Raw genomic sequence first — 25,745 nt, forward strand, 5'->3', positions numbered from 1 at the left:
GGCTCACCCCGGTGTGACCAGCCGCGCCTCGTAGGCGAACACCGCCGCCTGGGTGCGGTCCCTCAGGCCCAGCTTGACCAGGATGCGGCTCACATGGGTCTTGATGGTGGAGTCCGCCACCACCAGCCGCCCGGCGATCTCGGAGTTCGACAGGCCCTGCGCGATCAGCACCAGCACCTCCGTCTCCCGCTCGGTCAGCTCGCCGTAGGCCGCGTGGGCCGCCGGCATCGGGCGGGGGGCCTCGGAGAGCCGGGAGAACTCGTGGATGAGCCGCTTGGTGACGGTGGGCGCGAGCAGGGCCTCCCCGGAGGCCACCACCCTCACTCCGTCCGCCAGTCGGCGCGCCGAGGCGTCCTTGAGGAGGAAGCCGGAGGCCCCGGCCCGCAGTGCCTGGTACACGTACTCGTCCAGGTCGAAGGTGGTGAGCACCAGCACCTTCGCCGCCGCGTCCGCCGCGATGATCTCCCGCGTCGCCTCGATGCCGTTCATCTCCGGCATGCGGATGTCCATCAGCACGACGTCCGGGGCGAGTTCACGCACCCGCGCGACCGCTTCCCGGCCGTTGACCGCCTCGCCGACGACCTCGATGTCCGGCATCGCGTTCAGCAGGACGGAGAAGCCCTCGCGGACCATCATCTGGTCGTCGGCGATCACCACACGGATCGTCATGCGTCACCCTCGCTCGGGGCGGCCGCCGGGACCGGCAGGAACACGGCCACCTCGTAGCCGCCCTCGGCCGTCGAGCCCGCCGTCATCTCGCCGTTCAGCATGGAGACCCGCTCCCGCATGCCCGTGATGCCGTGCCCGGCGCCGGGGGAGGGCTTGATGAGACTCGGCGCGGGCGGTGCCCCGTTGACCACACGCAGGCCCAGACCGCCGAGCACGTACGCGATCTCCACCCCCGCGTCCGCGCCCGGCGCGTGCCGCAGGGTGTTACTCAGGGCCTCCTGCACGATCCGGTACGCCGACAGCTCCACACCCGGCGGGAGTTCACGCACCGCGCCCGTCACCGTCCGGGTCACGTCGAGCCCGGCGTCCCGCACATTGGCGAGCAGGGCGTCCAGGTCGGCGAGGGTGGGCTGCGGGGCGTCCGGGGCCTCGTAGTCCTGGGCGCGGACCACGCCCAGGACCCGGCGCAGCTCGGTCAGGGCGGCCACCGCGTTCTCCCGGATGGTGGCGAACGCCTTCTCCAGCTCGGGCGGCGGGTTCTGGACCCGGTACGGCGCGGCCTCCGCCTGGATGGCGACCACCGACATGTGGTGGGCGACCACGTCGTGCAGTTCACGGGCGATGGTGGTGCGCTCCTCCAGCAGGGTGCGCCGCGAACGCTCGTGCTCGGTGACCGTCTGGTGGACGCTCACCTCGCGCCGGGCCTGCCTGAGGATCTGCCGCACCGAGACGGCCAGCAGGAGGACGCCGGCGAAGAACAGCAGCGGCCCCAGGTCGGACCCGTAGCCGAAGTAGCTCGGGCCGAACAGGCCGTCGGCGAGGACCCCGTAGGCCGCCGTCAGCAGCCACATCCAGGCGGCCGTGCGGGGGCGGGTGCGCAACGCGACGACCGTCAGCACGGCGAGGTGCCCGACGAAGCCGCCCGGCGGGAACGGGGACTCGCCGGAGGAGCCGGCGGACAGGACGAGGGCGACCGTGTTCGCGGCCAGGGAGACCCAGAACGCCCCCGCCGGACGCACCAGCGTCAGCAGGACCGGAGCCCCGGCCAGCAACGCGCACAGCAGGGAGGCCGGACCGGCGCCGTCCGTGCTCGCCAGCGCGAGGAACGCCGCCATTCCGGCGAGGACGACGACCGCCGCGTGCGGTGCCCGGGCCCCGTACTCGCGCATGCGCTCGGAGCCGCTCCGGGTGAAGCGGCCGCCGGGTTCGGTGGGCGGCAGCGGGCGGTAGGCGAAGGCGTCGTGGAACAGGTCCTGCCGCAGCCCGCGCAGGGCGTCCGCGGCGAACCGGAACTCGGGGCTGCGCTGCCGCGCGGCCCGGCCCGGCGGTATCGGCTCGGTGTGCGTCGTCTCGGTCACGGAAGAGACGTTAGGCGGAGGGCGGGGGTGCGGTCGTCCCCTCACAGGCGGGTTCTCGGGGGTCCGTCTCAGGGAGGAGGCGCGGTGTTCAGTCGTTGGAGCTGCGCGGACGGCCGTACTGCTCCTCGGTGACGGCCTCGCGCCAATCCGTCTCCAGGGTGCCGTTCCCGGCGCCCTCCCACAGGGCGAGATGCTCCATGAAGGTGTCCGGCGCGGCGCCGTGCCAGTGCTCCTCGCCCGGCGGGCAGGTGACGGTCTCGCCCGGCCGGGCCGCGAGGACCACGCCGTCGCGGGTGCCGACCAGGGCGGTGCCGGAGACGACGTGCAGGGTCTGGCCCAGGACGTGCGAGTGCCAGTGGGTACGGGCACCGGGCGCGAACCGCACGAGGTTGGCCCGCATACGGGAGGGCTCCTCGCCCGCGCAGATCACGTCGAACCACACGTCCCCGGTGAACCACTTGGACGGACCCTTGGCGGTGGGGACGGGCTGCGTGAACTCCATGGTCATTCACTCCGGAAGGTGCGGTTCCGCGGACGCCCGCGGCGCCCGGCGCCCGGAGGGCGTCCAGTTCCGAGGGTCACACGGACCGGCGCCCGGTGCGGGACTCCGGCGGCCGAACGGGTTGCCAAGATCCGGCGCTCCGGAATGCGGACAGCCATGGCCATTTCTTTGTCCGGCTATCAGAAAGGTTTTACGTACCGAGGTTTGAGGTCGAATCGAATCGCCGGAAGCCCGGCGCCCTCCTAGGGAAAACCCTCGCTTGCCCCGGTGCTTGGTGACATGACCTAGTCAAGGTGCCATTCTCGCCCCGTACGCGCATCCTCCCCACTTCCTTCACTGGAGGAGTACGAGTGAGACGCCTTCCCCACAGACCCCTTTCCGGCACGGTCTCCCGCAAGGGAGCCACGGTCGGAGCCGCCCTGCTGTCCACGGCGGCGCTCCTCGCCGTGGCCGTCCAGGCGACCCCGGCGGCCGCCCGGCCCGCCGCCCCCCACACCTCGCCGCGCACCGGCGCCCTGGAGGCCAGGCTCAGCCCCGCCCAGCACGCGGCGCTGGTCAGGACCGCCGAGCAGGGCACCGACGACACCGCCCGCTCCCTCGGCCTCGGCGCCAAGGAGAAGCTGGTCGTCCGGGACGTCGTCAAGGACAACGACGGGACCCTGCACACCCGTTACGAGCGCACCTACGCGGGCCTGCCGGTCCTCGGCGGCGACCTCGTGGTGCACACCCCGCCCGCCTCCGTGGCCAAGGGCACGGTGAGCACCACCTTCAACACCAAGCGGGTCATCAAGGTCGCCTCCACCACCCCGGCCGTCACCAGGTCCGCCGCCCAGTCCGCGGCGCTGAAGACCGCCAAGGCCCTGAAGGCGGAGAAGCCCGCCGCCGACAGCGCGCGCAAGGTGATCTGGGCCGGCTCCGGCACCCCGACCCTCGCCTGGGAGTCCGTGATCGGCGGCTTCCAGGACGACGGCACGCCGAGCAAGCTGCATGTCATCACGGACGCCGGCACCGGCAAGGAGCTGTACCGCTTCCAGGCGATACAGACCGGCATCGGCAACACCCAGTACAGCGGCCAGGTCACGCTGACCACCGCGCAGTCGGGGTCCAACTACACCCTCACCGACAGCACGCGCGGCGGCCACAAGACGTACAACCTGAACCACGGCACCTCCGGCACCGGCACGCTGTTCTCCCAGACCAACGACACCTGGGGCAACGGCACCACATCCAACGCCGCCACGGCCGGCGCGGACGCCGCCTACGGCGCCCAGACGACCTGGGACTTCTACAAGAACACCTTCGGCCGCAGCGGCATCAAGAACGACGGCGTCGGCGCCTACTCCCGCACGCACTACGGCAACGCGTACGTGAACGCGTTCTGGGACGACTCCTGCTTCTGCATGACCTACGGCGACGGCACGGGCAACAACGACCCGCTGACCTCGCTGGACGTCGCCGGCCACGAGATGAGCCACGGCGTCACCTCCAACACCGCCGGTCTCAACTACACCGGGGAGTCCGGGGGGTTGAACGAGGCGACCTCCGACATCTTCGGCACCGGTGTGGAGTTCTACGCCAACAACGCCGCCGACCCCGGTGACTACCTCATCGGCGAGAAGATCGACATCAACGGCGACGGCACCCCGCTGCGCTACATGGACAAGCCCAGCAAGGACGGCGCGTCCAAGGACAGTTGGTCCTCCAGCCTCGGCGGGCTGGACGTGCACTACTCCTCGGGCCCGGCGAACCACATGTTCTACCTGCTCTCCGAGGGCAGCGGCACCAAGGTCATCAACGGCGTCACCTACAACAGCCCGACCTCGGACGGCGTCGCGGTCACCGGCATCGGCCGGGACAAGGCCCTCCAGATCTGGTACAAGGCGCTGACGACGTACATGACGTCCAGCACCAACTACGCGGCCGCCCGCACCGCCAGCCTGAACGCGGCCACCGCGCTCTACGGCGCCAACTCCGCCGAGTACGCGGCCGTCGGCAACGCCTTCGCCGGGATCAACGTCGGCAGCCACATCAACCCGCCGGCCAGCGGGGTCACCGTCACCAACCCCGGCAACCAGAACGCCACCGTGGGCAAGGCGGTCAGCCTCCAGATCCAGGCCAGCAGCACCAACAGCGGCGCGCTGAGCTACAGCGCCACCGGGCTCCCGGCCGGGCTGTCGATCAACGCCTCCACCGGCCTGATCTCCGGCACGCCGACCGGCGCGGGCACCTCCAGCACCACGGTCACTGTCACCGACTCCACGGGCAAGACCGGCACGGCCGCCTTCACCTGGACGGTCAGCGCCACCGGCGGCGGCTGCTCGGCGACCCAGTTGCTGGCCAACCCCGGCTTCGAGTCCGGCAACACCGGCTGGACCGCGAGCAGCGGCGTCATCACCACCGACAGCGGCCAGGCCAGCCACGGCGGCTCGTACAAGGCATGGCTGGACGGCTACGGCTCCACGCACACCGACACCCTGGCCCAGTCGGTCGCGATCCCCGCGGGCTGCAAGGCGACCCTCACCTTCTACCTGCACGTGGACTCGGCGGAGACCACCACCAGCACCCAGTACGACAAGCTGACGCTCACCGCCGGTTCGACCACCCTGGCGACCTACTCCAACCTCAACAAGGCCACGGGGTACGTCCAGAAGACCATCGACCTGTCCTCGCTGGCGGGCTCGACGGTCAGCCTGAAGTTCACCGGGGTCGAGGACTCCTCGCTCCAGACCAGCTTCGTCATCGACGACACCGCCCTGACGACCGGCTGATCGGCACCTCCCCGCACGACAAGGGTCCCGCACACCCCGGTGTGCGGGACCCTTCGTGTTCCCGTCAGTTCAACGGGTCCAGCGTGAGGTACGCCTGCTGCGGGTTGCCGTCGTTGACGAGCGACTCGTGGTTGCCGACGTCGTCGAAGGCGAAGGCGTACGCCTTGCCGTCGGCCATCTGCGCGTGGATGGCCTTCGCGTACTGGTTGGTGACCCCGTCCTGGTAGAAGCCGGCGTTCGAGCTGTCCGGCTGGTTGGGGTTGCTCAGCAGCGTGGAGCGGTTGTAACCGGCGCACAGGGTACGGGAGATGGGACCGCGCACCTGGTCGTTGGGCGCGTCCAGCAGCTTGTGGCAGCCGAAGATGCTGGCGGCGTCCGGCTTCTGGAAGCTGGTGACCACCGCGCCCGAGGAGTTGGTGAAGTTCATGACGTTGCCCGAGACCCGGCCGAAGTACTTGGTGTTCGGCTGGTCGGTGAACGGTGTCACGGTCAGGGTCTGCGAGGAGTACTTGGACCAGACCCGGTTGACGTAGTCGTCCATCACGTTCGCGGGCAGCGCCCCGGTCTCCACGCCGTACAGCGGGGAGAGGGCGCGCAGCACGGTGCCGTCCGAGCGGGTCTGCACCAGGCCCGACCAACCCGACTTGCTTCGCAGCGAGTTGATGACGGCCGAGTAGCCGCCCGGCTTGAGGTGGCCGGTGGTGGCGACCTGGCCGTTGCCGCGCTTCACGCCGACCGCGTAGGGCGCCGAGAACATGTCGACCTGGGTGCTGTTGAGCCAGAGCCCGGCGTCGTTCAGCGTGTACTCGGACCAGCTGAACAGGATGTCCCGGTTCGGGTCCGAGGGGTTCTGCACGGCCGGCTGCACCAGGCCGCCGGTGGTGAGGCGGAAGTCCAGCTTGCGGCCGTAGGAGAAGTAGATGCGGCCGGAGAACTTCGGTATCCGGATGGTGGTGGACTGACCCGGACCGGGCCCGGCGATGGCCGCGTCCGGTGCCGGGGTCGGCGGGTTGCCGCCCGCCGGCCAGGCGTGGAAGGTGCCGCCGGCGTCGGCCCAGCCCTGCCGTCCGGAGGACAACTGGGTGCCGAGGTCGTAGATGTACACCGGCTCGGAGCGGCCCGAGTTGTTGGTGATCTGGAGCGGGATCGTGTCTGGCACCGCGGCACTGGCCTGGCCGGCGGCGCCGAACGTCAGCACCGAGCCGACCAGGGCCGCCGTCGCCGTGGCCGACAGCGCGGAACGAGCGATTCTTCGAGTCAACTCTCCACCTCCGTGTGGGGGTTCGGGGCGGCACGGGTACTGGTCCGTACCTTTTTGAGAGCGCTCTCAGAGTGCTTGTGTGTCACGGACGTGTCAATCAGTTGAACCGAACACGTTCCGTTACCCGAGCGATCGTCAGAAGGTGCGCCGCAGGAGGGAGTTGAGCGCCTCCCAGTGGCGCTCCTCGGCCGCCGCGTCGTAGGACGAGGTGTCCTTCTGGGTGTAGCCGTGCGGCGCGCCCTCGTAGACCTCGCTGGTGTGACGGACCCCGGCGGCCGTGAGCGCGTCGTCCAGGCGGCGCATCTGCTCCTCGGGCATCGAGGGGTCCTGGTCGGCGTGGCCGAAGTACAGCTCCGCCGTGATGCGGCCGGCGCCCAGATGCGGGCTGTCCGGGGCGTCGGTGGCCAGGTTGCCGCCGTGGAACCCGGCGGCCGCCGCCACCTGCTCGGGATGCGTGGCCGCCGCGCGCAGCGCCAGCCGGGCGCCCATGCAGTACCCGGTCACCGCCACCGGCCCGGCCGCGACCAGCGGGGACTCCTCCAGCCGGCCCAGGAACGCGTCCGCGTCCACCTCCGCCTGCTCGGGCGTCAGTGAGTGCACCAGCGGGCCGAGCCGCTCCCAGATCGCGGGGTCGGACTCCGGGTCGATGAAGTCGGGCAGCTCCACCACCGGGGCTTTCCCCTGCCGGTAGAAGACGTTGGGCACGAGCACGGTGTACCCCTCGGCGGCCAGCCGGTCGGCCATCCCCTTCAGCCAGGGCCGCAGCCCGTAGGCGTCCTGGTAGAAGAGGACGCCGGGATACGGCCGTCCGTCGGCGGGGTGGGTCAGATAGGCATCGGCGTCGCCGTCCCGCGTGGGGATGGTGACGGTCGTTCCCTGTACGTCGGTCATGACGAGCACGCTTCCTGGTCGGTCCGGGCCGGTGCGGGGCGGTGTGGGTCTACTCGAACCGCGCGGGGTCGCCCGCGCCCACCCGCACGATCTCCGCCTCGCCGCTGGAGAAGTCCACCACCGTGGTCGGCTCGGTGCCGCACTCGCCGGAGTCGACCACCGCGTCCACCACGTGGTCGAGCCGGTCCTTGATCTCCCAGCCCTGGGTCAGCGGCTCCTCCTCGTCCGGGAGCAGCAGCGTGCTGGACACCAGCGGCTCGCCCAGCTCGGCCAGCAGCGCCTGGGTCGCCACATGGTCGGGGATGCGCACGCCCACGGTCTTCTTCTTCGGGTGCAGCAGCATGCGCGGCACCTCGCGGGTGGCCGGCAGGATGAAGGTGTAGCTGCCGGGCGTCGCCGCCTTCACCGCGCGGAACACGTCGTTGTCGATACGGACGAACTGCCCGAGCTGCGCGAAGTTCTGGCACATCAGCGTGAAGTGGTGCCGGTCGTCCAGCCTGCGGATGGAGCGGATGCGCTCCATGCCGTCCTTGCTGCCCAGCTTGCACCCGAGCGCGTAACACGAGTCCGTGGGATAAGCGATCAGCGACCCCGACCGGACCGCGTCCGCGATCTGCGCCACGGCGCGGGGCTGCGGGTTGTCGGGGTGCACGTCGAAGTACTTGGCCATCCGCCGAGCTTAAGCCGTCACCTCCCGTCACTCGCGCAACCCCCACCCGGCCGGGTGTAGGACGCGGCAGCCGGGGCATCAGCACGTCGAGGCACCCGGAGCACCCCCCCGGCTCCGGACCCCGCCGTCTCCGCCGGTGGCCAACGCCCCCCAGGCCACCGGCGGAGCTTTGTCCGTGTTCACCCGGCGACGCGCGGCGGAGGTGTCGGGTAACGTCGGCCGTCGAACGCCGAGGCCGAGACGGGGACGGGGACGAGGTGCACGACGTGGCCGCCCGAGCCGGCGAGGGCACCCAGGGCCCACCGCCGTACGACACCGCCGCCACGTGGGCGGAAGAGCTGCTCGACCAGTTGCGTCCCGCGGTGCGGCACCCGCGCCGGGTCGCCGCGTGGCTCGCCCGCACCGTGCGCGCCGCCGTCGGCCTCGAGGACGCCGACGGCCGGCTCCTCGCCGGTGACCGCCTCCCCGTCGATCCCGCGATCCGCGCCGACGTGGCCACCGGCCGGATCTCCGCCGCCGCCCTGGAGGACGGCGGACGCCATGTCCACCTGGTCGGCATCCGCCACCCCGGACCCGGCCGCGCGGCCGGCGCCGTGCTCACCGTGGCCCGGCCCGAACCCTTCGACCGGCGCGCCGCCGAGATCGTCCACCGCACCGCCGGAATCCTAGGCCTGCTGCTCAGGGAGGGTGAACTCGCCCGCTCCGCACGCCGGTTGCGCCGCGCCTCCGCCGATCTGCGCCTGGCCATCCTGCAACTGCTCATGGTGGAGGACGTGGTCTCCGCACGCCGCGTCGCCGCCGGACTCTGGCCCGGCCTGCTCGAACAGGACACCGCCCGCGTCTACGTCGTCGAGGGCACGCCCGCCGGACGCGACGCCCTCGCCGAGGAGTGCGCCGACCTCACCGAGGGCCGCGCGCTGGTCGTGCGCTGCCCCGCCATGGACGGCCATGTCATCGTCGTCAGCCCCGCCTCGGCGCCGGGGGAGAGGCTGCGCACCCTGGTCGCCGACCGCCCGGACACCTACCTCGGCGGCAGCCGCCACCAGCGCCTCGCCCGCACCGCCACGGCCTACGGCCAGGCAGTCAGTGCCCTCGCCGTCGCCCGGTTCAGCCCCGGCCGCTGCGCCGTCTACGCCGAGCGCACCCACCCCGAGCGGCTGCTGGACCCGGCCGCGCTGCGCACCTGGTCCGCCCGGACCCTGCGCCCGCTGGACACCCTGCCCCACCACACCCGCGCCGAGCTGCTCGCCACCACGCGGCTGGGCCTGGACTTCACCGCGGTCAGCGCCGCCAAGATGCTCGGCGTCAGCCGCAACACCGTCCGCGCCCGCATGGAGCGGCTCCAGACTCTGCTGGACACCGACCTGACCGACCTCACCACCCGCACCGCCGTCCGCCTCGCCCTGCTCACCGAGGCGGCGCAGGGCCCCTACGACCCCGGCACCGCCCAGCCCCCGCACACCGGGCCGCGCTTCACCGACCTGCTCGACTCCGCCGCGCTGCGCGACTGGGCCCGCGACCTGCTCGGCCGGCTGGACGGCGACAACCGCGACCTGCGCGCCACCCTCAGCGCCTGGATCTCGGCCGGCGCCAACGCCGAACGCGCCGCGAAACAGCGGGGCGTGCACGCCCAGACGGTCCGCGAACACGTCCGCGCCGCCGAACCCGTACTCGAACGCCAGCTCCTCGCGGGCGGCAGCGACCTGTACGAGGTGGTCCTCGCCCACCTCGCGGACGGCACCCTCGCCGCCCCCGAGGCCAGAGCGAACGGGGACCAAGCGGACGCACCTGTGCACGGGTGAGTGCTCACCGGCACGGACCGGGCACCGCTGCGATGGTCACCGCGAGGCGGCGCGGTTAAGTTCGGCAGTCCAGCGGGGGTACGACCGGAGCGGGGGGCCGGTCGTACCCCTCTCGCACGCCCGCGCCCGGCACCTGGTTCAGTGCTGGGCGTTCTGCGCGGGCAGGTCGAAGACGTGGGCGGGGGAGATCACCTTGGTGATGGCCTGTCCGAACAGGGTGCTCGGCTCCTCGCCGTCGTGGACGATGTCGGTGTTCAGCAGCACCACCAGCGAGGTGCGCGCCGAGGGCAGATACACCGTCAGCGACTCGTACCCCGGCAGCGAGCCGTTGTGGCCGATCCAGCCGTGCACATTGAAGATGCCCAGGCCGTAGCCCGCGTCCGGGTAGCCGGTCGGCGGGGTGAGCAGGCGCTGGCGCTGGGTGGCGGGGGAGACCATCTGCCCGCCGTCCGGGAACCGCCCGGTGGCCACCGTGCGGGACCACACCCGCAGGTCCTCCAGGTCCGAGACCATCGCGCCGGCCGCCCAGCCCCAGGACGGGTTCCAGCCGGCCGTCTCCACGATCTTCCCGTCCGCCGTCTGGTCGGTGTACCCCTGCGCGTGCGGCTTCGGGAACTCGGCGCCCTCGGGGAACGAGGTGTGCTTCATCCCGGCGGGGTCCAGCACATGCTGCTGGATGTAGTCCCCGAGCCCCTGCCCGCTCTGCTGCTCCACGACCAGACCGAGCAGGATCAGATTGGTGTTGGAGTAGTCGAACTTCGTGCCCGGCTGGAACTGCACCGGGTGCTTGAAGGCGTAGTCGAGCAACTGCCGCGGAGTGAAGGGGCGTTGCGGGTCCGAGGTGAGCGCCTTGACGAAGTCGGGGTCCTGGGAGTAGTTGAACAGGCCGCTGCGCATGTCGGCGAGTTGGCGCAGCGTGATCTTGTCGCCGTTCGGCACGTCGGCGATGTACCGGCCGATCGGGTCGTCCAGATCCACCTTTCCCTGGTCGACCAGTTGCAGCAGCGCCGTGACGGTGAACGTCTTGGTCTCGCTGCCGATCCGCATGTACAGGTCCGGGGACATCGGGCGCTTGCTGCTCTTGTCGGCGACGCCGAAGGAGCGGACGTAATTCCCCTTGTCGGGGGTCCAGACCCCGACCGTGACGCCGGGGACGTTCGCTTCGCGCATCACCCGCTGGACGGCGTCGTCGATCTGCCGGTTCACCTCGGGCGTGAGGGCCTGTACGTCGGGGCCCGTGGGGGAGGGGCTCGGGGACGGCGCGGTGGGCGGTGCCGCCAGGGAGGGGGCCGCGGTGAGCGGGACGACGAGTGCGCCGAGCGCGGCCGCGGTGGCGAGCCTCCGGCGCAGGCGTGCTGGGGAACGGGGCATGGCTGACTCCAAGCACATGAGAGCCGGAGCTGCGGCGGGGCTGACACCCCGGGGTTTTCAGCATAGGAGCGCTTCCCCGGCCTCGCCCGTCGGCCGTTCGGGTGAGCGCCGGGGCTCAGCGGGGCGCCTGCTCCGTGCTCCTCTCCGGGGCCAGGACCAGCACACTGGCGTCGTCGTCCACGCGGTGGCCGAGGTGGCGTACGTCCTCCCACAGGGCGTCCGGGAGCGCGGTGGTGCCGGTGTCCGCGAGGGCGGCCAGGCGGTCGGGCAGCGGATAGAAGCGGCCGGAGGTGTCCCGCGCCTCCCACAGGCCGTCGGTGGCGATCAGCAGACGGTCGCCCGGGCCCAGGGTCACCGTGACCTCCTTCGGCGGGTCGACACCGAGGAGGCCGATGCCCAGCGGCGGGCCCGGCGCCACCGTCAGCTCCCGCGCCCGCCCGGCGCGCAGCAGGACCGGTGGCGGATGCCCGCAGGTCACCACCCGTACCGTCCGGGTGTCCGCGGAGAACTCCAGCAGCACCGCCGTGGCGAACAGCTCCGCGTGCCGGACCCCGGACGAGTCCACCGCCAGCCTGCGGTCCATCCGGGCGGCCACCGCCTCCAGCGCCCGCTGGTCCAGCGCCGCCTCCCGGAACGCGCCCAGCAGCGCCACCACCGTCCGCACCGCCGACAGCCCGTGCCCCTGCACGTCCCCCATGACCGCCCGCACCCCGTAGGGCCCGTCGCGGACGTCGAAGAAGTCCCCGCCCAGCAGCGTCCCGTCCTGCGCGGCCCGGCTGAACCCCACGCACCGCAGGTCCCCGACCCGCTCCGGCAACGGCGGCATCACCGCCCGCTGCACCGCCTCGCCGATCTCCCGCTCGGTGTCCAACTGGGCGTCCCGGCGGCTGCGCACGTAGGACACGAACACGCTCAGCAGGGCCACGAAGGCGATGGTCAGCAGGTCGGTGTCGCCCGGCCGGTCGAGATGGGTCAACGGCACCAGCAGCGACACGATCACCAGCGCGCCCAGCACCGCCGTGGCCAGGGGCCCGTACGACAGCACCGCCAGCGGCGGGATCGCGCCGAGGAGGAAACCCAGATCGCTGGCGTGCGGGGTGAAGAGGGTGGCCAGCGTGACCGCGATCAGCAGCAGCACCGGGAGCACCCGCACCCACGGCGGCGGGGGAGCGCCCCGCAGCCACCCGCGCCGCTCCCGCGTTCGGCCCGGCGACCAGCCACGCGGCGATCTCACACGCCCACGCTACGCCGGGGCCGCCCCCGCCGCCCGCCCCGTAAAACCCGTGGACGCCCGCGCGGGAGTTCCCCTACTGTGGCGCGAGCACGCCCCGTGACGGACCAGAAGGGAGGCGAGCGTCATGTACATCCCACAGCACGCGCGCTCCCCCCACTCCGTCATCCGGGTGTGCCCCTGACCGGACCGGGAGCGCCTTGACCACAGGCACATCTTCCCGGAGGACACCTTGACCGCACCGGTCATCCGCACGCTCGACCCGAGCAGTGCCCACCTGTTCCACGACTCGCCCGACCCGCTCGGCCTGAGCGAGCGGCACCGCACCACCCACTACCGCCCCGACTGGCAGCGCGTCGCCCTGCGCGACGGACGCCCCGTCGCCCGCGCCGCCTGGTGGGCCCGCGCCGAGGACCCGACCCCGCTGCTGATCAACTGGTTCGACGTGGCCGAGGGCGAGGAGGAGGCGGGCGCCGAACTGCTGCGCACCGCCCCGTGGGCCACCCCGGAACTGGAACTCGACCTCCCGCCCGGCTGGCGCGACGACCCGGCGCTGGCCTCCGCCGTCGCCACCCGCACCGCCGCCGCCCGCCTCGCCGGGTACGAGCCCCTCGTCGAGCGCTTCCTCTACCGCTGGACCCCCGGCCTGGGCCTGCCCGAGCAGCCCGGCCGCCTGGAGTTCACCCCGGAACCGGACGACGCCGTGTTCCTCGACGTCCTGCGCCGCATCCACTCCGTCACCCTGGACGCCCACGCCCTCCGTGCCGTCGAGAAGGGCGGTGTCGAACTGGCCGCCCAGCAGGAGCTGGACTTCTTCCACTGGTGCCCCTCGCCCCGCGAGTGGTGGCGCCTGGCCCGCACCCCCGAGGGCGAGATCGCCGGCATCCACGTCCCGGCCCGCAACCCCTCCGGGCCCTGCGTCGGGTTCATCGGCGTGGTCCCCGAGCAGCGCGGCCACGGCTACGCCTATGACCTGCTGGCCGACTGCACCCGCTTCCTCGCCGACCAGGGCGCCGACTTCATCGCGGCCGCCACCGACCAGGGGAACTTCCCGATGGCCGCCCACTTCGCCACGGCCGGCTACCCCGTCGTCCGGGAGCGCGTGAACTTCTGGGCGGACGGGGAACCGGCCGGCTAGTCGGCCGGTTCGCTGAGCCGCGCCTGCGCCGCCGCGAGGATCTCCGTCACCCGGAGGCCGAACGCGGCGTCGCAGGCGTGTCGGCGGCCGGTGCGGGCGGCGGACTCCAGCGCGTCCACCGCACGGGCCAGCGCGGGCACCGCGCCCTCCGAGCTCCTCGGCAGCAGCGCCACCCCCGACTCGCCCCGCAGCTCCACATCGGCCCCGGCCGCCGAGGGCGGCGCCGACAGACTCAGGGTCAGCGTGCTCGACGCCCCGGTGGCGTGGTCCAGCACCAGATGCACGGTGTCCGCGGGACCGTGCGCGGCCGCGAGCACCTGCCGTACGTCACCCAGCACCGGCAGCAGGACCGACAGCGCGTGCGGGCCCACGTCCCACAACGCGCCCCGCTCCCGCCGCCACGCCGACGCCGCGAACGGGCTGTCGCTGGTGAACACCGAGCCCAGCCACTGCGCCCGCGCCGTGAACCACCCCGCCTCGGCGGCCTGTTCCCCGATCCACGCCTCCGGCTCCTTCTGGAAGCGGGTGGTGAAGAACACCACCGACGCCACCCGGGCCCGCTCCGCCTCCTCGGCCACCGCCCGCGCCTCGGCCACCCCCAGCGCCAGCGGCTTGTCCAGCAGCAGATGCCGTCCGGCCCGCGCCGCGCGCACCGCATCGGCCAGCAGCTCGTCCACGTCCGGGTACGCCCGCACCCCGTACTCCCCGGCCAGCGCGGCCGCCGCCTCCGGGCGGCGACCCCACACCCCGGCGAACTCCACTCCGGGGTGACCGGCCAGCGCCGGGGCGTGTGCGGCGCGCGCCCAGGGGCCCGTTCCCAGCAGTCCGATGCGCATCGAGCGCTCCCTTCTTCCCGCCGTATTCCTACGGCATCAGGGCACGGCGTCCCTGTTCCCGTGGGAATACGGCTCCACGGGCCGGTCGTCTCCGGCCAGCCAGTGGGCGATCGTCTCCGCGATCGGCTGACCGGTGTCCAGCTCGACGAAACCGAACTGGCCCGACTGATTGCACTCCAGGAACCACCAGGTCCCCTCCGCGTCCTCCGCGAAGTCGAAGGCGCCGTAGGACAGTTCGGCGGCCTTCAGGTAGCGGCGGACCGACACCGCCACCCGAGGCGGCACCTCGGCGGCGAGCCAGGGGGAGACGGACGGGGCGAAGCGGACGTCCACATGGTCGGGGTGGGCAGCCGGATCGACCGGTTTGCGCGCCGCCAGCAGCCGGTCCCCGACCGCCGTCAGCCGGATGTCGGCCCGCTTGGCCACCCGCCGCTGGAGCAGCGTCGGCCCGAAGGCCACCGCGCTGAAGTCGGTGCCGGGTGCCACCCGGCTGGTCGGCACCGCGCGCGGCGGCTCCTGCGGATGCGCGCCCGAGACCGGCTTGACCACCACGTCCCGGTGCCGCTCGGCGAACTGCCGCGCCGTCTCCGGGAAGGTGGTGATCAGCGTGGCCGGCACCGGCAGCCCGCTGCGCTGGGCGAGCCGCAACTGCCACGGCTTGTGCCGGGCGCGGCGGGCCGCGTCCGGATGGTTCATCCAGCGGGCGTCGCTGCACCGCAGCATCCCGTACAGCGCCTGCGCCGACTCCTGGGTCAGCCAGGAGGACGGCTGGGCGGCACGGGCGGCCGCGTCGCCCGGCCTGCGCACCCAGATGGAGCGCAGGCCGCTCATCCCGACCAGACGCCCGCCGACGGCCAGTTGGCCGCCCAGCGCGTCCCCCGTGTACTCGCCGGAGAGCGCCACCCCGTTGGTGAGGTCGGCGGGGTCGAACCGGACGACGGGCACGCCCGCCTCGCCCAGCCGCAGGACCACCATGTCCGCCGTGACGTCCTCGTCACTGGTCAGGATGAGCACGGTCATCGTCGAAGGCCCGCGATCAGTCGTCGAAGTGCGTCTTGGAGCCCGCCGTGGAGGTGGTCGTCCCCAGGGCGAGCAGGATCGCGTGGTCGGTCGCGGCGATCCGCCCGTCCGGCAGGACGTTCAACTGCAGGGCGGAGTCGTACGCGTACGGAGTGGTGACATCCAACTGCCCGGTAGGCCGTGCGTAGTTGAGCGTGAACGGTTGCATGGTCTCTCCCCTGTTTCGTCCTTCACGTCCTTATACGAATCGAACGAGTGGTTGGTTTCCTCACACTCCGTGACCAGAGCCCGGAGGGAGGCACCGTGAACCGATGGGTCAGCAGGAAGGACGCCGCGCGGGGCGCGGTGGCTGCGCCCCACCGCACATTCGTCTGCCCCGTCGGCCCTCGGTGTGAGCCTGCTTCACCCGGCCAAGGTGGCGCGCGCGGCGGACAGGGCCTGTTCCGCGTAGCCCCGGCCGAACAGCACCGCGTGCACCAGCAGCGGGAAGAGCTGGTGCGCCCCGACCCGGTCGCGCCAGCCGTCGGCGAGGGGGCTCGTCTCCTGGTAGCCGTCGAGCACCCGCTCCAGGTGCGGGCAGCCGAAGAGGCGGAGCATCGCCAGGTCGGTCTCCCGGTGGCCGCCGTGCGCCGCCGGGTCGATGACACGGACCTCGCCGTCGGCGCCCCACAGCACGTTGCCCTGCCAGAGGTCGCCGTGGAGCCGCGCGGGCGGCTCGGCGGGACCGGCGAGCGCGGGCAGCCGCTCGCACACCGCCTCGATCACCCCGGCCTCGCCCGGCCGCACCGTGCCCGCGTCGACGGCGGACCGCAGATACGGCAGCACCCGGTGCCCGGCGTACCAGGAGGGCCAGTCGTCACTCAGGACGTTGCGCATCGGCGCCCGGCCGATGTACGCCTCCTCGGGCCCGTCCGGCGGGGCGGCGCCGAACGCGGGGGCGCCGGAGGCGTGCAGGGCCGCCAGCGCGCGGCCGAAACGCGTCGCGGCTCCGGCGTCGGGGGCGCCGGTCGGCACCCGTTCGCTGACCAGGGACCACTCGTCGTGCCCGAGCACCTCCGGCACCCGCACCGCACGCGCCGCACCGAGCCAGCGCAGCCCGGCCGCCTCGGCGCGCACCGCGCCGGGGCCGTCGCCGCGCTTGACCATGACGGTGGTGCCGTCCTCGAGGGTGACCTCGGCGGGCGATCCGGTCCCCACCGGGCCGCCCGTGACCCGGCGCCCGGTGAGCCGGGCCGCCGTCAGCGCTGGATCTTCGACTCGCTCGATCACGGCCCCAGGGTACGACCCGCAAAAGCCCCGCCACGTCAGGAACTTCGAGCATTGCTACGACAATTTTCGGCCAAGTTTGCCCGGAATGCCGGGCGGTGACGTCCGTTCCGCCCCCGAGGACCGGCCGGGGCCCGCGCCCGCCCGCCGGACGGGTGATCGGTCGGCCCGTTCGGGGGTCGTACCGGCGTGTCGCTGCGGCAGACGGGTGGAGAGCTGACCCGGCTGGACGGCCCGGATGGTGCGCGGCGACGGCCGGTCCGACGGTGGATCATGTCGAGGCCGGGTCATGTCAGCCGATGAGGAATCCGCTGCCCGGCCACGGCGGAAGGACTCCGACATGCGCTCTGCCCGCATTCTTCTCGCCACGGCGGCCGCGTCCGCCGCCCTCGCCCTGGCCACCCCCGGCACCGCGCTCGCCGGGGACGACGGCGGCCGGGACGACTCCTCGTACAACAAGCAGCAGGACAGCGACTCGGACCGGGACAAGGGTTCCGGTGACGGTGACAAGGAGTCCGGCGGCCGGGACTCCGGCGGCAAGGACTCCGGCCGCGACTCCTACGACTCCGACTCCGACAGCGACGGTCCGCGCGGCGGCGTGCACACCGGTGGGGGCGCCCTCGCCGCGGTCAACAGCGACGACTGGAGCTCCGATTCCGGCGACGACAGCCGCTTCGACCCGGAGAGCTACAAGGACAAGGGCGACGGCGGCGGCAGCGGCGGCAAGGACAGCGGCGGCAAGGGCGACTCCGACGAGCCGCGCGGCGGCATGCACACCGGTGGCGGCGCCCTCGCCGGCTCCGGTGGCGTGACCACGGGCGGCGTCGCCGTCCTCGCCGCCGGCGCCGTCGGCGCCTACGCGCTGCGCCGCAAGAAGGCCGCCGGGCCGGCCTCCTGACCGTCCCCGCACCCCAGGGGCCGTGGCCGCCGCCGGCGCCGTACCGCGTCGGCGGCCCGCGCCCCCCTTGTTCCAGATCCCTGGGCTGCCGTGCCCGAGCGAGGTGGTGTCCGATGGCAGCAGACCCTTCCGGTGAGAACGCGGGCCGCGGCGGCCGGCTGACGCTGTGGGGCGTGGCCGTCGCCGTTCTGGCGCTCAGTGTGTTCGGCGGCCACCACGGCACGGGCGACGGCACCGACACGGCCCGCGCCAAGACCGCGACGGCGGGCGCGGTCCGGGCGGGAGCACCGCTGCCCCGCTCCGCGCCGACCCGGCTGCGCATCCCGAAGATCGGCGTGGACGCGCCCTTCACCGCCCTCGTGCTCGCCTCCAACGGCCAGTTGGAACCCCCGCCCGCGGCCAACACCAACCTCGTCGGCTGGTACAGCAAGGGCGCCTCACCCGGCGAGAAGGGCACCTCGGTGATCGCCGGCCACGTGGACACGGCCACTTCGGCGGCCGTCTTCGCCAACCTCGACGACCTGACGCCCGGCGACCGCTTCTCCGTGGAGCGCGCCGACGGCAACACCGCGACCTTCGTCGTGGACAGCGCCGACACCTTCGCCAAGGACGACTTCCCCAGCGAGCGGGTGTACGCGGACGCCAAGCGTCCCGAGGTCCGGCTCATCACCTGCGCCGGGGACTACGACCACTCGGCCAAGGACTACACGGAGAACCTGGTCGTCTTCGGCCACCTCGTCTGAGGCGCCGCGGTCAGTGGGCGCGGGGCGCCAGCGGCCCGTCGGGGGCGAAGGCGAGCGCGGCGAAGCGCTCGCCGATCCGCCGGTGCCCGGCGCCCTCCGGGTGGAGCCCGTCGGGCAGCGGCAGTTCCGCGAAGTCGGCCTCCCCGTACAGCTCGCGCCCGTCGAGGACGTGCAGGTTCGGGTCCTCGGCGGAGCGCTGGGCCACGATCCGGGCCAGCTCCGCGCGTACGGCGTTCAGCGTCAGCTTGCCCTGGGCGGTCTCCGCCGGGTCCCCGGCGGCCCGGAAGGCGAGGCGGCCCTCGCTCAGCGCGGAGAGGTCCGGCATCGTGGGGCCGGGGGTGTCCTCGTGCATCGGGCACAGGATGGGGGAGACCACGAGCAGCGGCGTGTCGGGGTGCCCCTCGCGGACGGTGTCCAGGAATCCGTGCACGGCGGGCCCGAACGCGCGCAGCCGCATCAGGTCGGTGTTGACCAGGTTGATGCCCAGCTTCACGCTGATCACATCGGCCGGGGTGTCCCGCAGCGCACGGGCGGTGAACGGGTCGAGCAGGGCGCTGCCGCCGAGGCCCAGGTTGACCAGTTCGACCCCGCCGAGCGAGGCGGCGACGGCGGGCCAGACACCGGTCGGGCTCGCGGCGTCCGAGCCGTGGCTGATGGAGCTGCCGTGGTGCAGCCACACCGGGCGGTCCGGCGCGGGTACGGGCTCCACGGGCGCGTCGGTGCGCAGGGCGACCAGCACGGTGGTCTCGTTGTGCGGCAGCCAGATCTCGACGGTCTTGTCCTCGGCGGACAGCCCGCCGAAGCGCGCGGTGCCGACCGGGCCGGGGGTCAGCTCGGCGGACCCGGTGGCCATGTCGATGGTCAGCGTGTCGCCGCCCAGGACCGAGGTGCTGCCCGCCGGGCGTCCGTCCACCAGCAGGTCGTAGACGCCGTCCGGGCGGGGCGGGAGGCCGGGGTAGGCCCGCTTGGTGGGCACGGTGTCCAGCTCGATCGCGGTGGCACGGGTGCGGAAGACCAGCCGTACACCGGAGGGCTGGGACTCCACCATGTGCAGTTGCGGGTCGGCCGACTGGGCGCGGGCCCGCGCGGGCAGCCGGTGCGGGAGGAGGCCGCGCTCGGTGCGCTCCAGCTCCAGGGCGCCCCGGACGAGGCCGGGGGTGAGAGGGGTGGTGGTCCAGTCGGTGGTCATCGGGGGTCCGTCGGCAGTAGGGGCGGGGGAGTTCAGGAGGCGGGCCAGTTGCGCAGGAGGGCGTCGAGCGCGTCGAGGACGCGGTCCCAGGACTCCTGCGAACCGGGTGCGCTGTGGTCGAAGCCGCCCGCCGACTCCAGGCCGACGTAGCCGCTGAACACGCTGCCCAGCAGGCGTACGGCATGGGTCTGGTCGGGTTCGGCGAGGTCGTAGCCGCGCAGGATCGCGCGGGTCATCGCCGCGTGCCGGACGCCCGCGCTCGCGGCGGCCGTCTCCGGGTCCAGCCGGTACCGGGCCGCCTCGAAACGGCCGGGGTGCGCGCGGGCGTAGTCGCGGTAGGCGTTGGCGAACGCGACCAGGGCGTCCTTCCCGGCCCGGCCGGCGAGGGCCTCGGCGGCGCGGTCGGCCAGCTCCTCCAGCGCGAGCAGCGCGATCCGGGTCCGCAGGTCGTGGGAGTTGCGCAGATGCGAGTACAGGCTCGCGGTCTTCACGTCGAACCGCCGGGCCAGCGCCGACACCGTGACCTGCTCGAACCCGGCCTCGTCGGCCAGCTCGGCCCCGGCCCGGACCAGCCGCTCCGTACTCAGCCCCGCACGCACCATGAACCCGCCTTCCGTAGAACCTGACCGATTATGTATTTGCCTAAAGGTTTTAGGCAAATGGAGGTCAGGCGTAGGCATAGGCCAGGCATGGGCGGAAACGCGGACGGCCGCCGACCGGAGTGCGGCCGTCGTGGCCTGGGCACGGGTGATCGGCGCTTGTCGGGTGGGGCAGAGCGCCGGTCGAGCGGCGACTGGCATGGGGGCGAGCAGACGGTGATGGTGACCAGCCGAGCTCCGGTCGCTGCTGGTGGTGCTCACCAGCAGCGCCGGTTCGATGGAGGTGCGGCAGTGGTCGCATCTGGGAACATCCGTCTCCGCTCCGCCCGGATCGCCGCCGGGTATCCCTCGCCGCAGGAACTTGCCGACGCGTTCGGCGTCGGGGTCCGGCACGTACGCCGGTGGGAGTCCGCCACCCCACCCTGGCCGCATCCGGATCAGGCCCAGGCCCTGACCCGCGTCCTCGGGAAGGATCTGGAGGCGCTGGGGTTCACCCCGCCAGGCGGGGTGAACCCCGCCCGCCGCACGGTGCTGGCAGCCACGGCGACGGCGGGTGGTCTGGCCGCGATGCCGTCCCAGGCCGTCGCCATGCAGCCCGCCACCCCCGCCGACGACTACGAGGCCGTCACCCGCTCGCACCGGCGGCTGTACTGGTCGGTCGCCCCGGCTACCCTGCATCCGGCCGCCCCGCGCACGCCACGATGGGCTGCGCGCTGCTGCCGGAGACGCGCGGGCAGACACGGGCGCGGGTCGCGGCCGCGCTGGCGGAGACCCTGCTACTGGCGGGCGGCGTCGAGTTCTTCGACATGCGCGAGCCCGACCGCGCCGCGCATACCCTGCTCCGAGCGCTCCAGGCCGCCGACGAAGCCGACGACGTCCTTCTCGGCGCTGCCATCCTGGCGCACACCGCGTTCATCCCGGCCTGGACGGGCGAGCGGGAAGCGGCCGTTGAGCGGATGACGGCTGCCCGGACCTACGCCCGCAGGGGGCCCGGCGTCGGCCGAACTGCTGGCGTGGCTGGACGCCGTCGAGGCCGAGTGCGAGACCCGCTGCGGGCACACGCGGACCGCGCTGCACCTGATCGGGCATGCGGAGGACGTCCAAGCGCGCGGCGGCGAACACCCGAGCCCGGAGTGGCTGGACTGGTTCAGCCCCGTCCGGCTCGCGGCGTTCAAGGGCAACGTCCAGCTCAAGGCCGGGCATCTGCCGCAGGCCCGGACGAAGCTCCTCGAAGCCCTCGAAGCCCTCGAAGCCCTCGAAGCCCTCGAGGCGCTCGATCCGAGCGAGGAGAAGCAGACCACGGTCGTCCTCGGCGACTTGGCCGCCGTTGAGGCTACGGCCGGCGAGCCTGAGGCCGCGTGCGAGTACCCGGTCCGCGCCTTGGAGCAGTTGGAGCGCACCTGGTACGCGACGGGTATGGAGCGGGTGCGAGACGTGAGGCGGGCGCTCGTCCCGCAACAGCACGAACGCTGCGTCCGGGAGTTGGACGACCGGCTGTATGGCTGGTCGACGACCGTCAGCGCTCTCGCTCGTTGAAGTCGCGGATCAGCGGCGGTAGTTCGAGGAGGCTCTCCACCCGGAAGGTGGGGAGCTTCTCCGCTTCCTGGGTGTTCCACTGGATCGTCGCCCACGGGCCACGCCGTACGAGCGCGGTGTGCATGCCGGCCGCGCGGGCGGGCGCGATGTCATTGTCGACGCGGTCGCCGACGTACAGCATCTCGCCGGGCTCGGCCGGAACGACCTGGGCAACGCGGTCGAAGAACACACGGTCGGGCTTCGAGGCGCCCCAGTCGTCGCTCGTGCCGATGAGGTCGACGTTCGGCGTGAACAGTTCGCGAAGGATGCCGCCGGCGCGCACGGTCTGGTTCCCGGCGATGCCGAGCCACAGGCCGTCCGCGCGGAGGGCTGCGAGCGCGTCGCGGACGTCGGGGTAGAGGTCGTCCTCGTCGAAGTGCTCCGGCTTGCCCGCCGCCGCGCGCTTCTCGCGCTCCTTGTAGAGGTCGAAGCCGGGCTGGAACTCCTGGAAGACCTCGCGGTAGTCCCGACCCTGGGCGATGACGGCGCCGAACGTGGCGGCGAAGGTGTGGCGGGGGACGCCGAGCCAGTCGGCCCAGGTGCCGTACTCGGTGGTCTCGTCCACCAGACACTCGCCAACGTCGAAGATCACAGCGCGAATCATGGGGCGAGGCTAACTGCATCTCAGGGTGCCCAAAAAGAGGCCCCCGTGACTCCGTGACAGGTCGCGGGGGCCTGACTGACGGTTGCGGTAGGCGACGCGGGCGGACCGTAACTTGCCACGCGCTTCCACGCCTCCCTCCCCGCGACGGTCGCTTCTGACACGTTCAGGTGAGAGTTCCACTCCCGACTTGAGCATTACCTTTAGTGCCCGCTTGCATACCTTCCGTGATCAGGCCGGTTGGGCGGTCACACCCACGGAAGGAAGTCATGATCAAGACCATTGAGACGCGTCAGGGGCTCATCGGGACTGCTGCGGCGCTGGCGCTCCTGGCCGCAGGGGCGGCCGGGGTATGGCGATGGCGGACGATGCGGCCGTCAAGGCCAAGGCTCCGTATGCCCAGGCGTCCGCCCAGATCAATGCGGACGGCACGCGAGCCCAGTCCAAGGGAATCAAGTCGTCCACCAGGATTGCCACGGGCATCTACTGCGTGACGTTCGACGACGCCACCAGGATCGAGGTGAGCCGCAGCACCCCGGTCGCCACCCTCATCACGACCGGCGGCCCGCAGTACGCGATCAATCTGCGCACCAGCCCGTCGCCCGAGTGCGGCAATGCGGCAGAGACGGTGACCGTCTACACCGGCGAACGCAACCTTCAGGCCGACGCGCCGTTCATGCTGCTCGTCCCCTGACCCACCCGCCTTGAGGCCGCGAGGCGGGACCACCCGCTCGCCGGCACAACCCGGTCGCCCCGGTACACAGGTGAGGCGGCCGAGAAGAAGGAAGCCCTCATGTCTCACAGCATCACCGGGCGCGCTCGCGCCATCGCCCTGTCCCTCGCCGCCCTGGTGTGGGTCCCCGCCCTGGCCAGTACGGCAGTGGCGGCACCCGCCGAGCTGTACGCCCCCTACGCCCGCGCCGCCGCCCAGGTCGACGCCGCCGGCACCCTCACCGCCGCCAAGAACGTCTCCTCATCCCGCAGGATCGGGCAGGCGGCCTACTGCGTTGTGGTCTCCGACCCGGACATCACCCTCAAGGACGCCGTCGTGGTCGGCAACGTCAACGCCGGGGTGGGCACCTACAACCTCGACATCCGCAACTACCCCACCGCGACCTGCGGCAACGCCGCCGACACCATCACCGTCTACACCGCCTACAGCACCACCTCCAACCCCGTGGCGTTCACCGTCGCGGTCCTGTAACCCCGCGCCGTCCGATGCGTCGCCCGGACCCCCTACCGGGTGGCGCACCCTCGTGCGTTGTCCGCTGGTGGTCGGCAGGGTGCTCGGGTACGCACTGATCTTGTCCCGAACGACCTGTGGGAGCGGGTGGCCCCGCTGCTGCCGCTCCCTCCCGAACGACGCCGCCGCCATCCTGGGCGGCTTCGCGTTCCGGACCAGGTGGCCCTCGCCGGAATCATGTACGTCCTGCGGACCGGCGTCTCTTGGCGCGACATCCCGGCCGAGACCGTGGGCTGCTCCGTCACGGCCTGGCGGCGATTGCGGGACTGGACCGAGGCCGGCGTCTGCACCTGTCGACCGTGCTCGTCCCAGCTCCAAGCACCACCTGATCGTCGACCGCCACGGGACCCCGCTTGCCGTCACACTCACCGCTCTCCCGGAGGAGGGTGGGGCCGATCGGGCGTCGCTGAGCCTCTTGTCGTCGCCTCCCGCTCCGGCGTGGGAATGCCGGAGCGGGAGACGCGGCGTCCAGTAAGCGGGGCGAACCTGCGCAGCGCGGCTAGCGGGTCTCTCAGACCTCCGGTGCCGGGTACGTCGGGTACTCCACGCCCGAGACGTGCTGGACGACGCGGACCACCTGGCAGGAGTAGCCGAACTCGTTGTCGTACCAGAGGTAGAGGATCGCGTTGTCGCCGTCGACCTTCAGGGCGCCGCCGTCGACGATGGAGGCGTGGCGGGAGCCGATGAAGTCGCTGGAGACCGCGTCGGGCGCCGTGGTGAAGTCGATCTGGCGCTTGAGCGGGGAGGTCAGTGACACCTCGCGCAGGTAGTCGTGGACCTCCTCGCGGGTGGTCTCGCGGCCGAGGCGCAGGTTCAGGATGGCGATCGACACGTCCGGCACCGGCACCCGGATCGAGCTGCCGGTGATCGGCGCCTTCAGCTCCGGCAGCGCCTTCGACACGGCGGACGCGGCGCCGGTCTCGGTGATCACCATGTTGAGCGGCGCGGACCGGCCCCGGCGCTCGGCCTTGTGGTAATTGTCCAGCAGGTTCTGGTCGTTGGTGAACGAGTGGACCGTCTCGACGTGGCCGCGCAGCACCCCGTACTCGTCGTCCATGGCCTTCAGCGGCGGGACGATGGCGTTGGTGGTGCAGGAGGCGCAGGACAGGATCTGCTCGTCCGGCTTGATCGTGTCGTGGTTGACGCCGTGCACGATGTTCGGCACGTCACCCTTGCCGGGCGCGGTCAGCACGACCTTGTCGATGCCGGGCCGCAGGTGCTTCGACAGGCCCGCGCGGTCACGCCAGTTGCCGGTGTTGTCGATCAGGATGGCGTCGTGGATGCCGTACTCGGTGTAGTCCACGGACGACGGGTCGTCGGCGTAGATCACCTTGATCTCGTTGCCGTTGGCGATGATCGTGCTGGCGTCCTCGTCCACCGTGATGGTGCCCTGGAACTGGCCGTGGATCGAGTCGCGGCGCAGCAGCGAGGCCCGCTTGACCAGGTCGCCGGCGGCCTTGGCGCCACCGCCCCGGACCACGACGGCCCGCAGGCGCAGGCCGTTGCCCGAACCGGCCTTCTCGATCAGCAGGCGCGCGACCAGCCGGCCGATCCGGCCGAAGCCGTACAGCACGACGTCGCGCGGCGCCCGGCGCTCGATCTTCTCGGCGCCGGTGGCCCCGGCGACCGCGTCGGCGGTGAACTCCGCCACGCTCAGTCCCCGGTCGTCGGCCTTGTACGTCGCGGCCAGCATGCCGAGGTCGATCTGGGAGGGGCCGAGGTCGAGGGCGGCCAGCGCCTGGAGGAACGGCATCGTCTCGGTGACCGACAGCTCCGCACCCGCGATCTGCCGGGCGAAGCGGTGGGTCTTGAGGATGCTGACCACCGACTTGTTCACCAGGGAGCGGCTGTGCAGCAGGACGGTCACGTCCCGCTCGCGGTGCAGCTTCCCGATGATCGGGATCATCGACTCCGCGATCTCCTCGCGGTGCTTCCAGTTCGTGAACGAGTCGTCGTTGACAGTCACAGATCTATCTTTCGAGCTAGGCGGCGCTCATATGGTAGACACACCCTACTTTGATCACCAGAGCCGCCTGTCAGGGGGGTCGCCCGGGGCGGCGTTCCTGAATCAGGGTGGAAGAAGGCGCGACACCCTGGCACCGCGTTGCACCGCC

General features: G+C 72.3%; 23 protein-coding genes and 2 pseudogenes. 9 read left to right on the forward strand and 16 right to left on the reverse strand.

Annotated features, from left to right (window positions below; all coding sequences use genetic code 11):
• Positions 1-3: 3 nt before the first annotated feature.
• The 3 genes from ACZ3HQ_RS22460 to ACZ3HQ_RS22470 form a co-directional block, all read right to left on the reverse strand.
• Entirely contained in the window at positions 4-669 is a 666-nt protein-coding gene (locus tag ACZ3HQ_RS22460) for a response regulator (RefSeq protein WP_467513410.1), read from the reverse strand.
• Positions 666-2,027, reverse strand: coding sequence for a sensor histidine kinase (locus ACZ3HQ_RS22465; RefSeq protein ID WP_467513412.1), 1,362 nt, complete (start codon positions 2,025-2,027; stop codon positions 666-668). Before ACZ3HQ_RS22465 ends, ACZ3HQ_RS22460 begins: the two co-directional genes overlap by 4 nt.
• Before the next feature lie 88 nt (positions 2,028-2,115).
• The gene (locus ACZ3HQ_RS22470; RefSeq protein WP_467513413.1) at positions 2,116-2,529 is read right to left on the reverse strand and encodes a (R)-mandelonitrile lyase; all 414 of its coding nucleotides are present in this window, start codon (positions 2,527-2,529) and stop codon (positions 2,116-2,118) included.
• A 350-nt stretch (positions 2,530-2,879) separates the two neighbouring features.
• Between ACZ3HQ_RS22470 and ACZ3HQ_RS22475 the strand changes: the two genes are divergently transcribed.
• Positions 2,880-5,297: a M4 family metallopeptidase gene (locus ACZ3HQ_RS22475; RefSeq protein WP_467513414.1), complete on the forward strand. Its 2,418-nt coding sequence runs from the start codon at positions 2,880-2,882 to the stop codon at positions 5,295-5,297.
• A 64-nt stretch (positions 5,298-5,361) separates the two neighbouring features.
• On the opposite strand, the gene ACZ3HQ_RS22480 is transcribed toward ACZ3HQ_RS22475, so the two are convergent.
• From ACZ3HQ_RS22480 to ACZ3HQ_RS22490, 3 genes are all read right to left on the reverse strand, one after another.
• Positions 5,362-6,558 (reverse strand): glycoside hydrolase family 64 protein, encoded by a 1,197-nt coding sequence (locus tag ACZ3HQ_RS22480; protein WP_467513416.1) that lies wholly within the window; start codon positions 6,556-6,558, stop codon positions 5,362-5,364.
• Between the two features lie 135 nt (positions 6,559-6,693).
• Positions 6,694-7,449, reverse strand: coding sequence for a dienelactone hydrolase family protein (locus ACZ3HQ_RS22485; protein ID WP_467513417.1), 756 nt, complete (start codon positions 7,447-7,449; stop codon positions 6,694-6,696).
• Between the two features lie 49 nt (positions 7,450-7,498).
• Positions 7,499-8,119, reverse strand: coding sequence for an L-threonylcarbamoyladenylate synthase (locus ACZ3HQ_RS22490; protein ID WP_350908184.1), 621 nt, complete (start codon positions 8,117-8,119; stop codon positions 7,499-7,501).
• Between the two features lie 266 nt (positions 8,120-8,385).
• Here ACZ3HQ_RS22490 and ACZ3HQ_RS22495 point away from each other — a divergent pair, with 266 nt between their 5' ends.
• Positions 8,386-9,921 (forward strand): helix-turn-helix domain-containing protein, encoded by a 1,536-nt coding sequence (locus tag ACZ3HQ_RS22495; RefSeq protein ID WP_467513419.1) that lies wholly within the window; start codon positions 8,386-8,388, stop codon positions 9,919-9,921.
• Between the two features lie 138 nt (positions 9,922-10,059).
• On the opposite strand, the gene ACZ3HQ_RS22500 is transcribed toward ACZ3HQ_RS22495, so the two are convergent.
• Positions 10,060-11,292, reverse strand: a complete 1,233-nt coding sequence (locus ACZ3HQ_RS22500) for a serine hydrolase domain-containing protein (protein ID WP_467513420.1) — start codon at positions 11,290-11,292, stop codon at positions 10,060-10,062.
• Between the two features lie 115 nt (positions 11,293-11,407).
• On the reverse strand, positions 11,408-12,526 hold the full coding sequence (locus ACZ3HQ_RS22505) for a PP2C family protein-serine/threonine phosphatase (protein ID WP_467513422.1): 1,119 nt from the start codon (positions 12,524-12,526) through the stop codon (positions 11,408-11,410).
• Between the two features lie 229 nt (positions 12,527-12,755).
• Here ACZ3HQ_RS22505 and ACZ3HQ_RS22510 point away from each other — a divergent pair, with 229 nt between their 5' ends.
• Positions 12,756-13,661, forward strand: a complete 906-nt coding sequence (locus ACZ3HQ_RS22510; protein WP_467513423.1) for a GNAT family N-acetyltransferase — start codon at positions 12,756-12,758, stop codon at positions 13,659-13,661.
• Here ACZ3HQ_RS22510 and ACZ3HQ_RS22515 read toward each other — a convergent pair.
• The 4 genes from ACZ3HQ_RS22515 to ACZ3HQ_RS22530 all read right to left on the reverse strand — a co-directional run bounded on the left by ACZ3HQ_RS22515 (position 13,658) and on the right by ACZ3HQ_RS22530 (position 16,786).
• The gene (locus ACZ3HQ_RS22515; protein WP_467513425.1) at positions 13,658-14,497 is read right to left on the reverse strand and encodes a Gfo/Idh/MocA family protein; all 840 of its coding nucleotides are present in this window, start codon (positions 14,495-14,497) and stop codon (positions 13,658-13,660) included. The two genes, ACZ3HQ_RS22510 and ACZ3HQ_RS22515, sit on opposite strands and share 4 nt — an antisense overlap.
• A gap of 36 nt (positions 14,498-14,533) precedes the next feature.
• Positions 14,534-15,517, reverse strand: coding sequence for an ATP-grasp ribosomal peptide maturase (tgmB, locus tag ACZ3HQ_RS22520; protein ID WP_467513426.1), 984 nt, complete (start codon positions 15,515-15,517; stop codon positions 14,534-14,536).
• A 16-nt stretch (positions 15,518-15,533) separates the two neighbouring features.
• Entirely contained in the window at positions 15,534-15,725 is a 192-nt protein-coding gene (tgmA, locus tag ACZ3HQ_RS22525) for a putative ATP-grasp-modified RiPP (protein WP_467513428.1), read from the reverse strand.
• 194 nt (positions 15,726-15,919) lie between these two features.
• Positions 15,920-16,786 carry a fructosamine kinase family protein gene (locus ACZ3HQ_RS22530; protein ID WP_467513429.1) on the reverse strand — a complete coding sequence of 289 codons (867 nt, stop codon included), beginning with the start codon at positions 16,784-16,786 and terminating at the stop codon, positions 15,920-15,922.
• Between the two features lie 337 nt (positions 16,787-17,123).
• On the opposite strand from ACZ3HQ_RS22530, the gene ACZ3HQ_RS22535 reads away from it, so the two are divergent.
• Both ACZ3HQ_RS22535 and ACZ3HQ_RS22540 read left to right on the forward strand, forming a co-directional pair.
• Complete coding sequence (locus ACZ3HQ_RS22535) at positions 17,124-17,681, forward strand: hypothetical protein (RefSeq protein ID WP_467513431.1); 558 nt, start codon at positions 17,124-17,126, stop codon at positions 17,679-17,681.
• Positions 17,682-17,794: 113 nt separating this feature from the next.
• A complete protein-coding gene (locus ACZ3HQ_RS22540) occupies positions 17,795-18,424 on the forward strand; it encodes a class F sortase (RefSeq protein WP_467513433.1) in 630 nt (209 codons plus the stop codon).
• 10 nt (positions 18,425-18,434) lie between these two features.
• Here the strand turns inward: ACZ3HQ_RS22540 and ACZ3HQ_RS22545 are convergent, their stop codons facing one another.
• Together ACZ3HQ_RS22545 and ACZ3HQ_RS22550 are read right to left on the reverse strand one after the other, a co-directional pair.
• The gene (locus ACZ3HQ_RS22545; RefSeq protein ID WP_467513434.1) at positions 18,435-19,613 is read right to left on the reverse strand and encodes a GDSL-type esterase/lipase family protein; all 1,179 of its coding nucleotides are present in this window, start codon (positions 19,611-19,613) and stop codon (positions 18,435-18,437) included.
• Between the two features lie 32 nt (positions 19,614-19,645).
• Positions 19,646-20,215 (reverse strand): TetR/AcrR family transcriptional regulator, encoded by a 570-nt coding sequence (locus ACZ3HQ_RS22550; RefSeq protein WP_376120014.1) that lies wholly within the window; start codon positions 20,213-20,215, stop codon positions 19,646-19,648.
• A gap of 216 nt (positions 20,216-20,431) precedes the next feature.
• On the opposite strand from ACZ3HQ_RS22550, the pseudogene ACZ3HQ_RS22555 reads away from it, so the two are divergent.
• Positions 20,432-21,748 (forward strand): annotated as a pseudogene (locus ACZ3HQ_RS22555) (helix-turn-helix domain-containing protein).
• On the opposite strand, the gene ACZ3HQ_RS22560 reads toward ACZ3HQ_RS22555, so the two are convergent.
• Positions 21,729-22,391 (reverse strand): HAD family hydrolase, encoded by a 663-nt coding sequence (locus tag ACZ3HQ_RS22560; protein ID WP_467513436.1) that lies wholly within the window; start codon positions 22,389-22,391, stop codon positions 21,729-21,731. The pseudogene ACZ3HQ_RS22555 and the gene ACZ3HQ_RS22560 sit on opposite strands and share 20 nt — an antisense overlap.
• Before the next feature lie 349 nt (positions 22,392-22,740).
• Here ACZ3HQ_RS22560 and ACZ3HQ_RS22565 point away from each other — a divergent pair, with 349 nt between their 5' ends.
• The 3 genes and pseudogenes from ACZ3HQ_RS22565 to ACZ3HQ_RS22575 form a co-directional block, all read left to right on the forward strand.
• Positions 22,741-23,082, forward strand: coding sequence for a hypothetical protein (locus tag ACZ3HQ_RS22565; protein ID WP_467513438.1), 342 nt, complete (start codon positions 22,741-22,743; stop codon positions 23,080-23,082).
• A 99-nt stretch (positions 23,083-23,181) separates the two neighbouring features.
• Complete coding sequence (locus ACZ3HQ_RS22570; RefSeq protein ID WP_467513439.1) at positions 23,182-23,592, forward strand: hypothetical protein; 411 nt, start codon at positions 23,182-23,184, stop codon at positions 23,590-23,592.
• Between the two features lie 126 nt (positions 23,593-23,718).
• Positions 23,719-23,859, forward strand: a pseudogene (locus ACZ3HQ_RS22575) (transposase); the annotation flags it as partial.
• Between the two features lie 283 nt (positions 23,860-24,142).
• Here ACZ3HQ_RS22575 and ACZ3HQ_RS22580 read toward each other — a convergent pair.
• A complete protein-coding gene (locus ACZ3HQ_RS22580; protein WP_467513441.1) occupies positions 24,143-25,597 on the reverse strand; it encodes a glyceraldehyde-3-phosphate dehydrogenase in 1,455 nt (484 codons plus the stop codon).
• Positions 25,598-25,745 lie beyond the last annotated feature (148 nt).

Source organism: Streptomyces sp. NPDC018263 (genome assembly GCF_055562575.1).

Excerpts from the sequence above, each read along its gene's own strand:
- ACZ3HQ_RS22565 (WP_467513438.1), top strand. The coding sequence starts at position 22,741 with ATGGCGATGGCGGACGATGCGGCCGTCAAGGCCAAGGCTCCGTATGCC.
- ACZ3HQ_RS22460 (WP_467513410.1), bottom strand. The coding sequence starts at position 669 with ATGACGATCCGTGTGGTGATCGCCGACGACCAGATGATGGTCCGCGAG.
- ACZ3HQ_RS22570 (WP_467513439.1), top strand. The coding sequence starts at position 23,182 with ATGTCTCACAGCATCACCGGGCGCGCTCGCGCCATCGCCCTGTCCCTC.
- tgmB (WP_467513426.1), bottom strand. The coding sequence starts at position 15,517 with ATGACCGTGCTCATCCTGACCAGTGACGAGGACGTCACGGCGGACATG.
- ACZ3HQ_RS22470 (WP_467513413.1), bottom strand. The coding sequence starts at position 2,529 with ATGGAGTTCACGCAGCCCGTCCCCACCGCCAAGGGTCCGTCCAAGTGG.
- ACZ3HQ_RS22515 (WP_467513425.1), bottom strand. The coding sequence starts at position 14,497 with ATGCGCATCGGACTGCTGGGAACGGGCCCCTGGGCGCGCGCCGCACAC.
- ACZ3HQ_RS22535 (WP_467513431.1), top strand. The coding sequence starts at position 17,124 with ATGCGCTCTGCCCGCATTCTTCTCGCCACGGCGGCCGCGTCCGCCGCC.
- ACZ3HQ_RS22485 (WP_467513417.1), bottom strand. The coding sequence starts at position 7,449 with ATGACCGACGTACAGGGAACGACCGTCACCATCCCCACGCGGGACGGC.
- tgmA (WP_467513428.1), bottom strand. The coding sequence starts at position 15,725 with ATGCAACCGTTCACGCTCAACTACGCACGGCCTACCGGGCAGTTGGAT.
- ACZ3HQ_RS22490 (WP_350908184.1), bottom strand. The coding sequence starts at position 8,119 with ATGGCCAAGTACTTCGACGTGCACCCCGACAACCCGCAGCCCCGCGCC.
- ACZ3HQ_RS22540 (WP_467513433.1), top strand. The coding sequence starts at position 17,795 with ATGGCAGCAGACCCTTCCGGTGAGAACGCGGGCCGCGGCGGCCGGCTG.
- ACZ3HQ_RS22550 (WP_376120014.1), bottom strand. The coding sequence starts at position 20,215 with ATGGTGCGTGCGGGGCTGAGTACGGAGCGGCTGGTCCGGGCCGGGGCC.
- ACZ3HQ_RS22545 (WP_467513434.1), bottom strand. The coding sequence starts at position 19,613 with ATGACCACCGACTGGACCACCACCCCTCTCACCCCCGGCCTCGTCCGG.
- ACZ3HQ_RS22560 (WP_467513436.1), bottom strand. The coding sequence starts at position 22,391 with ATGATTCGCGCTGTGATCTTCGACGTTGGCGAGTGTCTGGTGGACGAG.
- ACZ3HQ_RS22500 (WP_467513420.1), bottom strand. The coding sequence starts at position 11,292 with ATGCCCCGTTCCCCAGCACGCCTGCGCCGGAGGCTCGCCACCGCGGCC.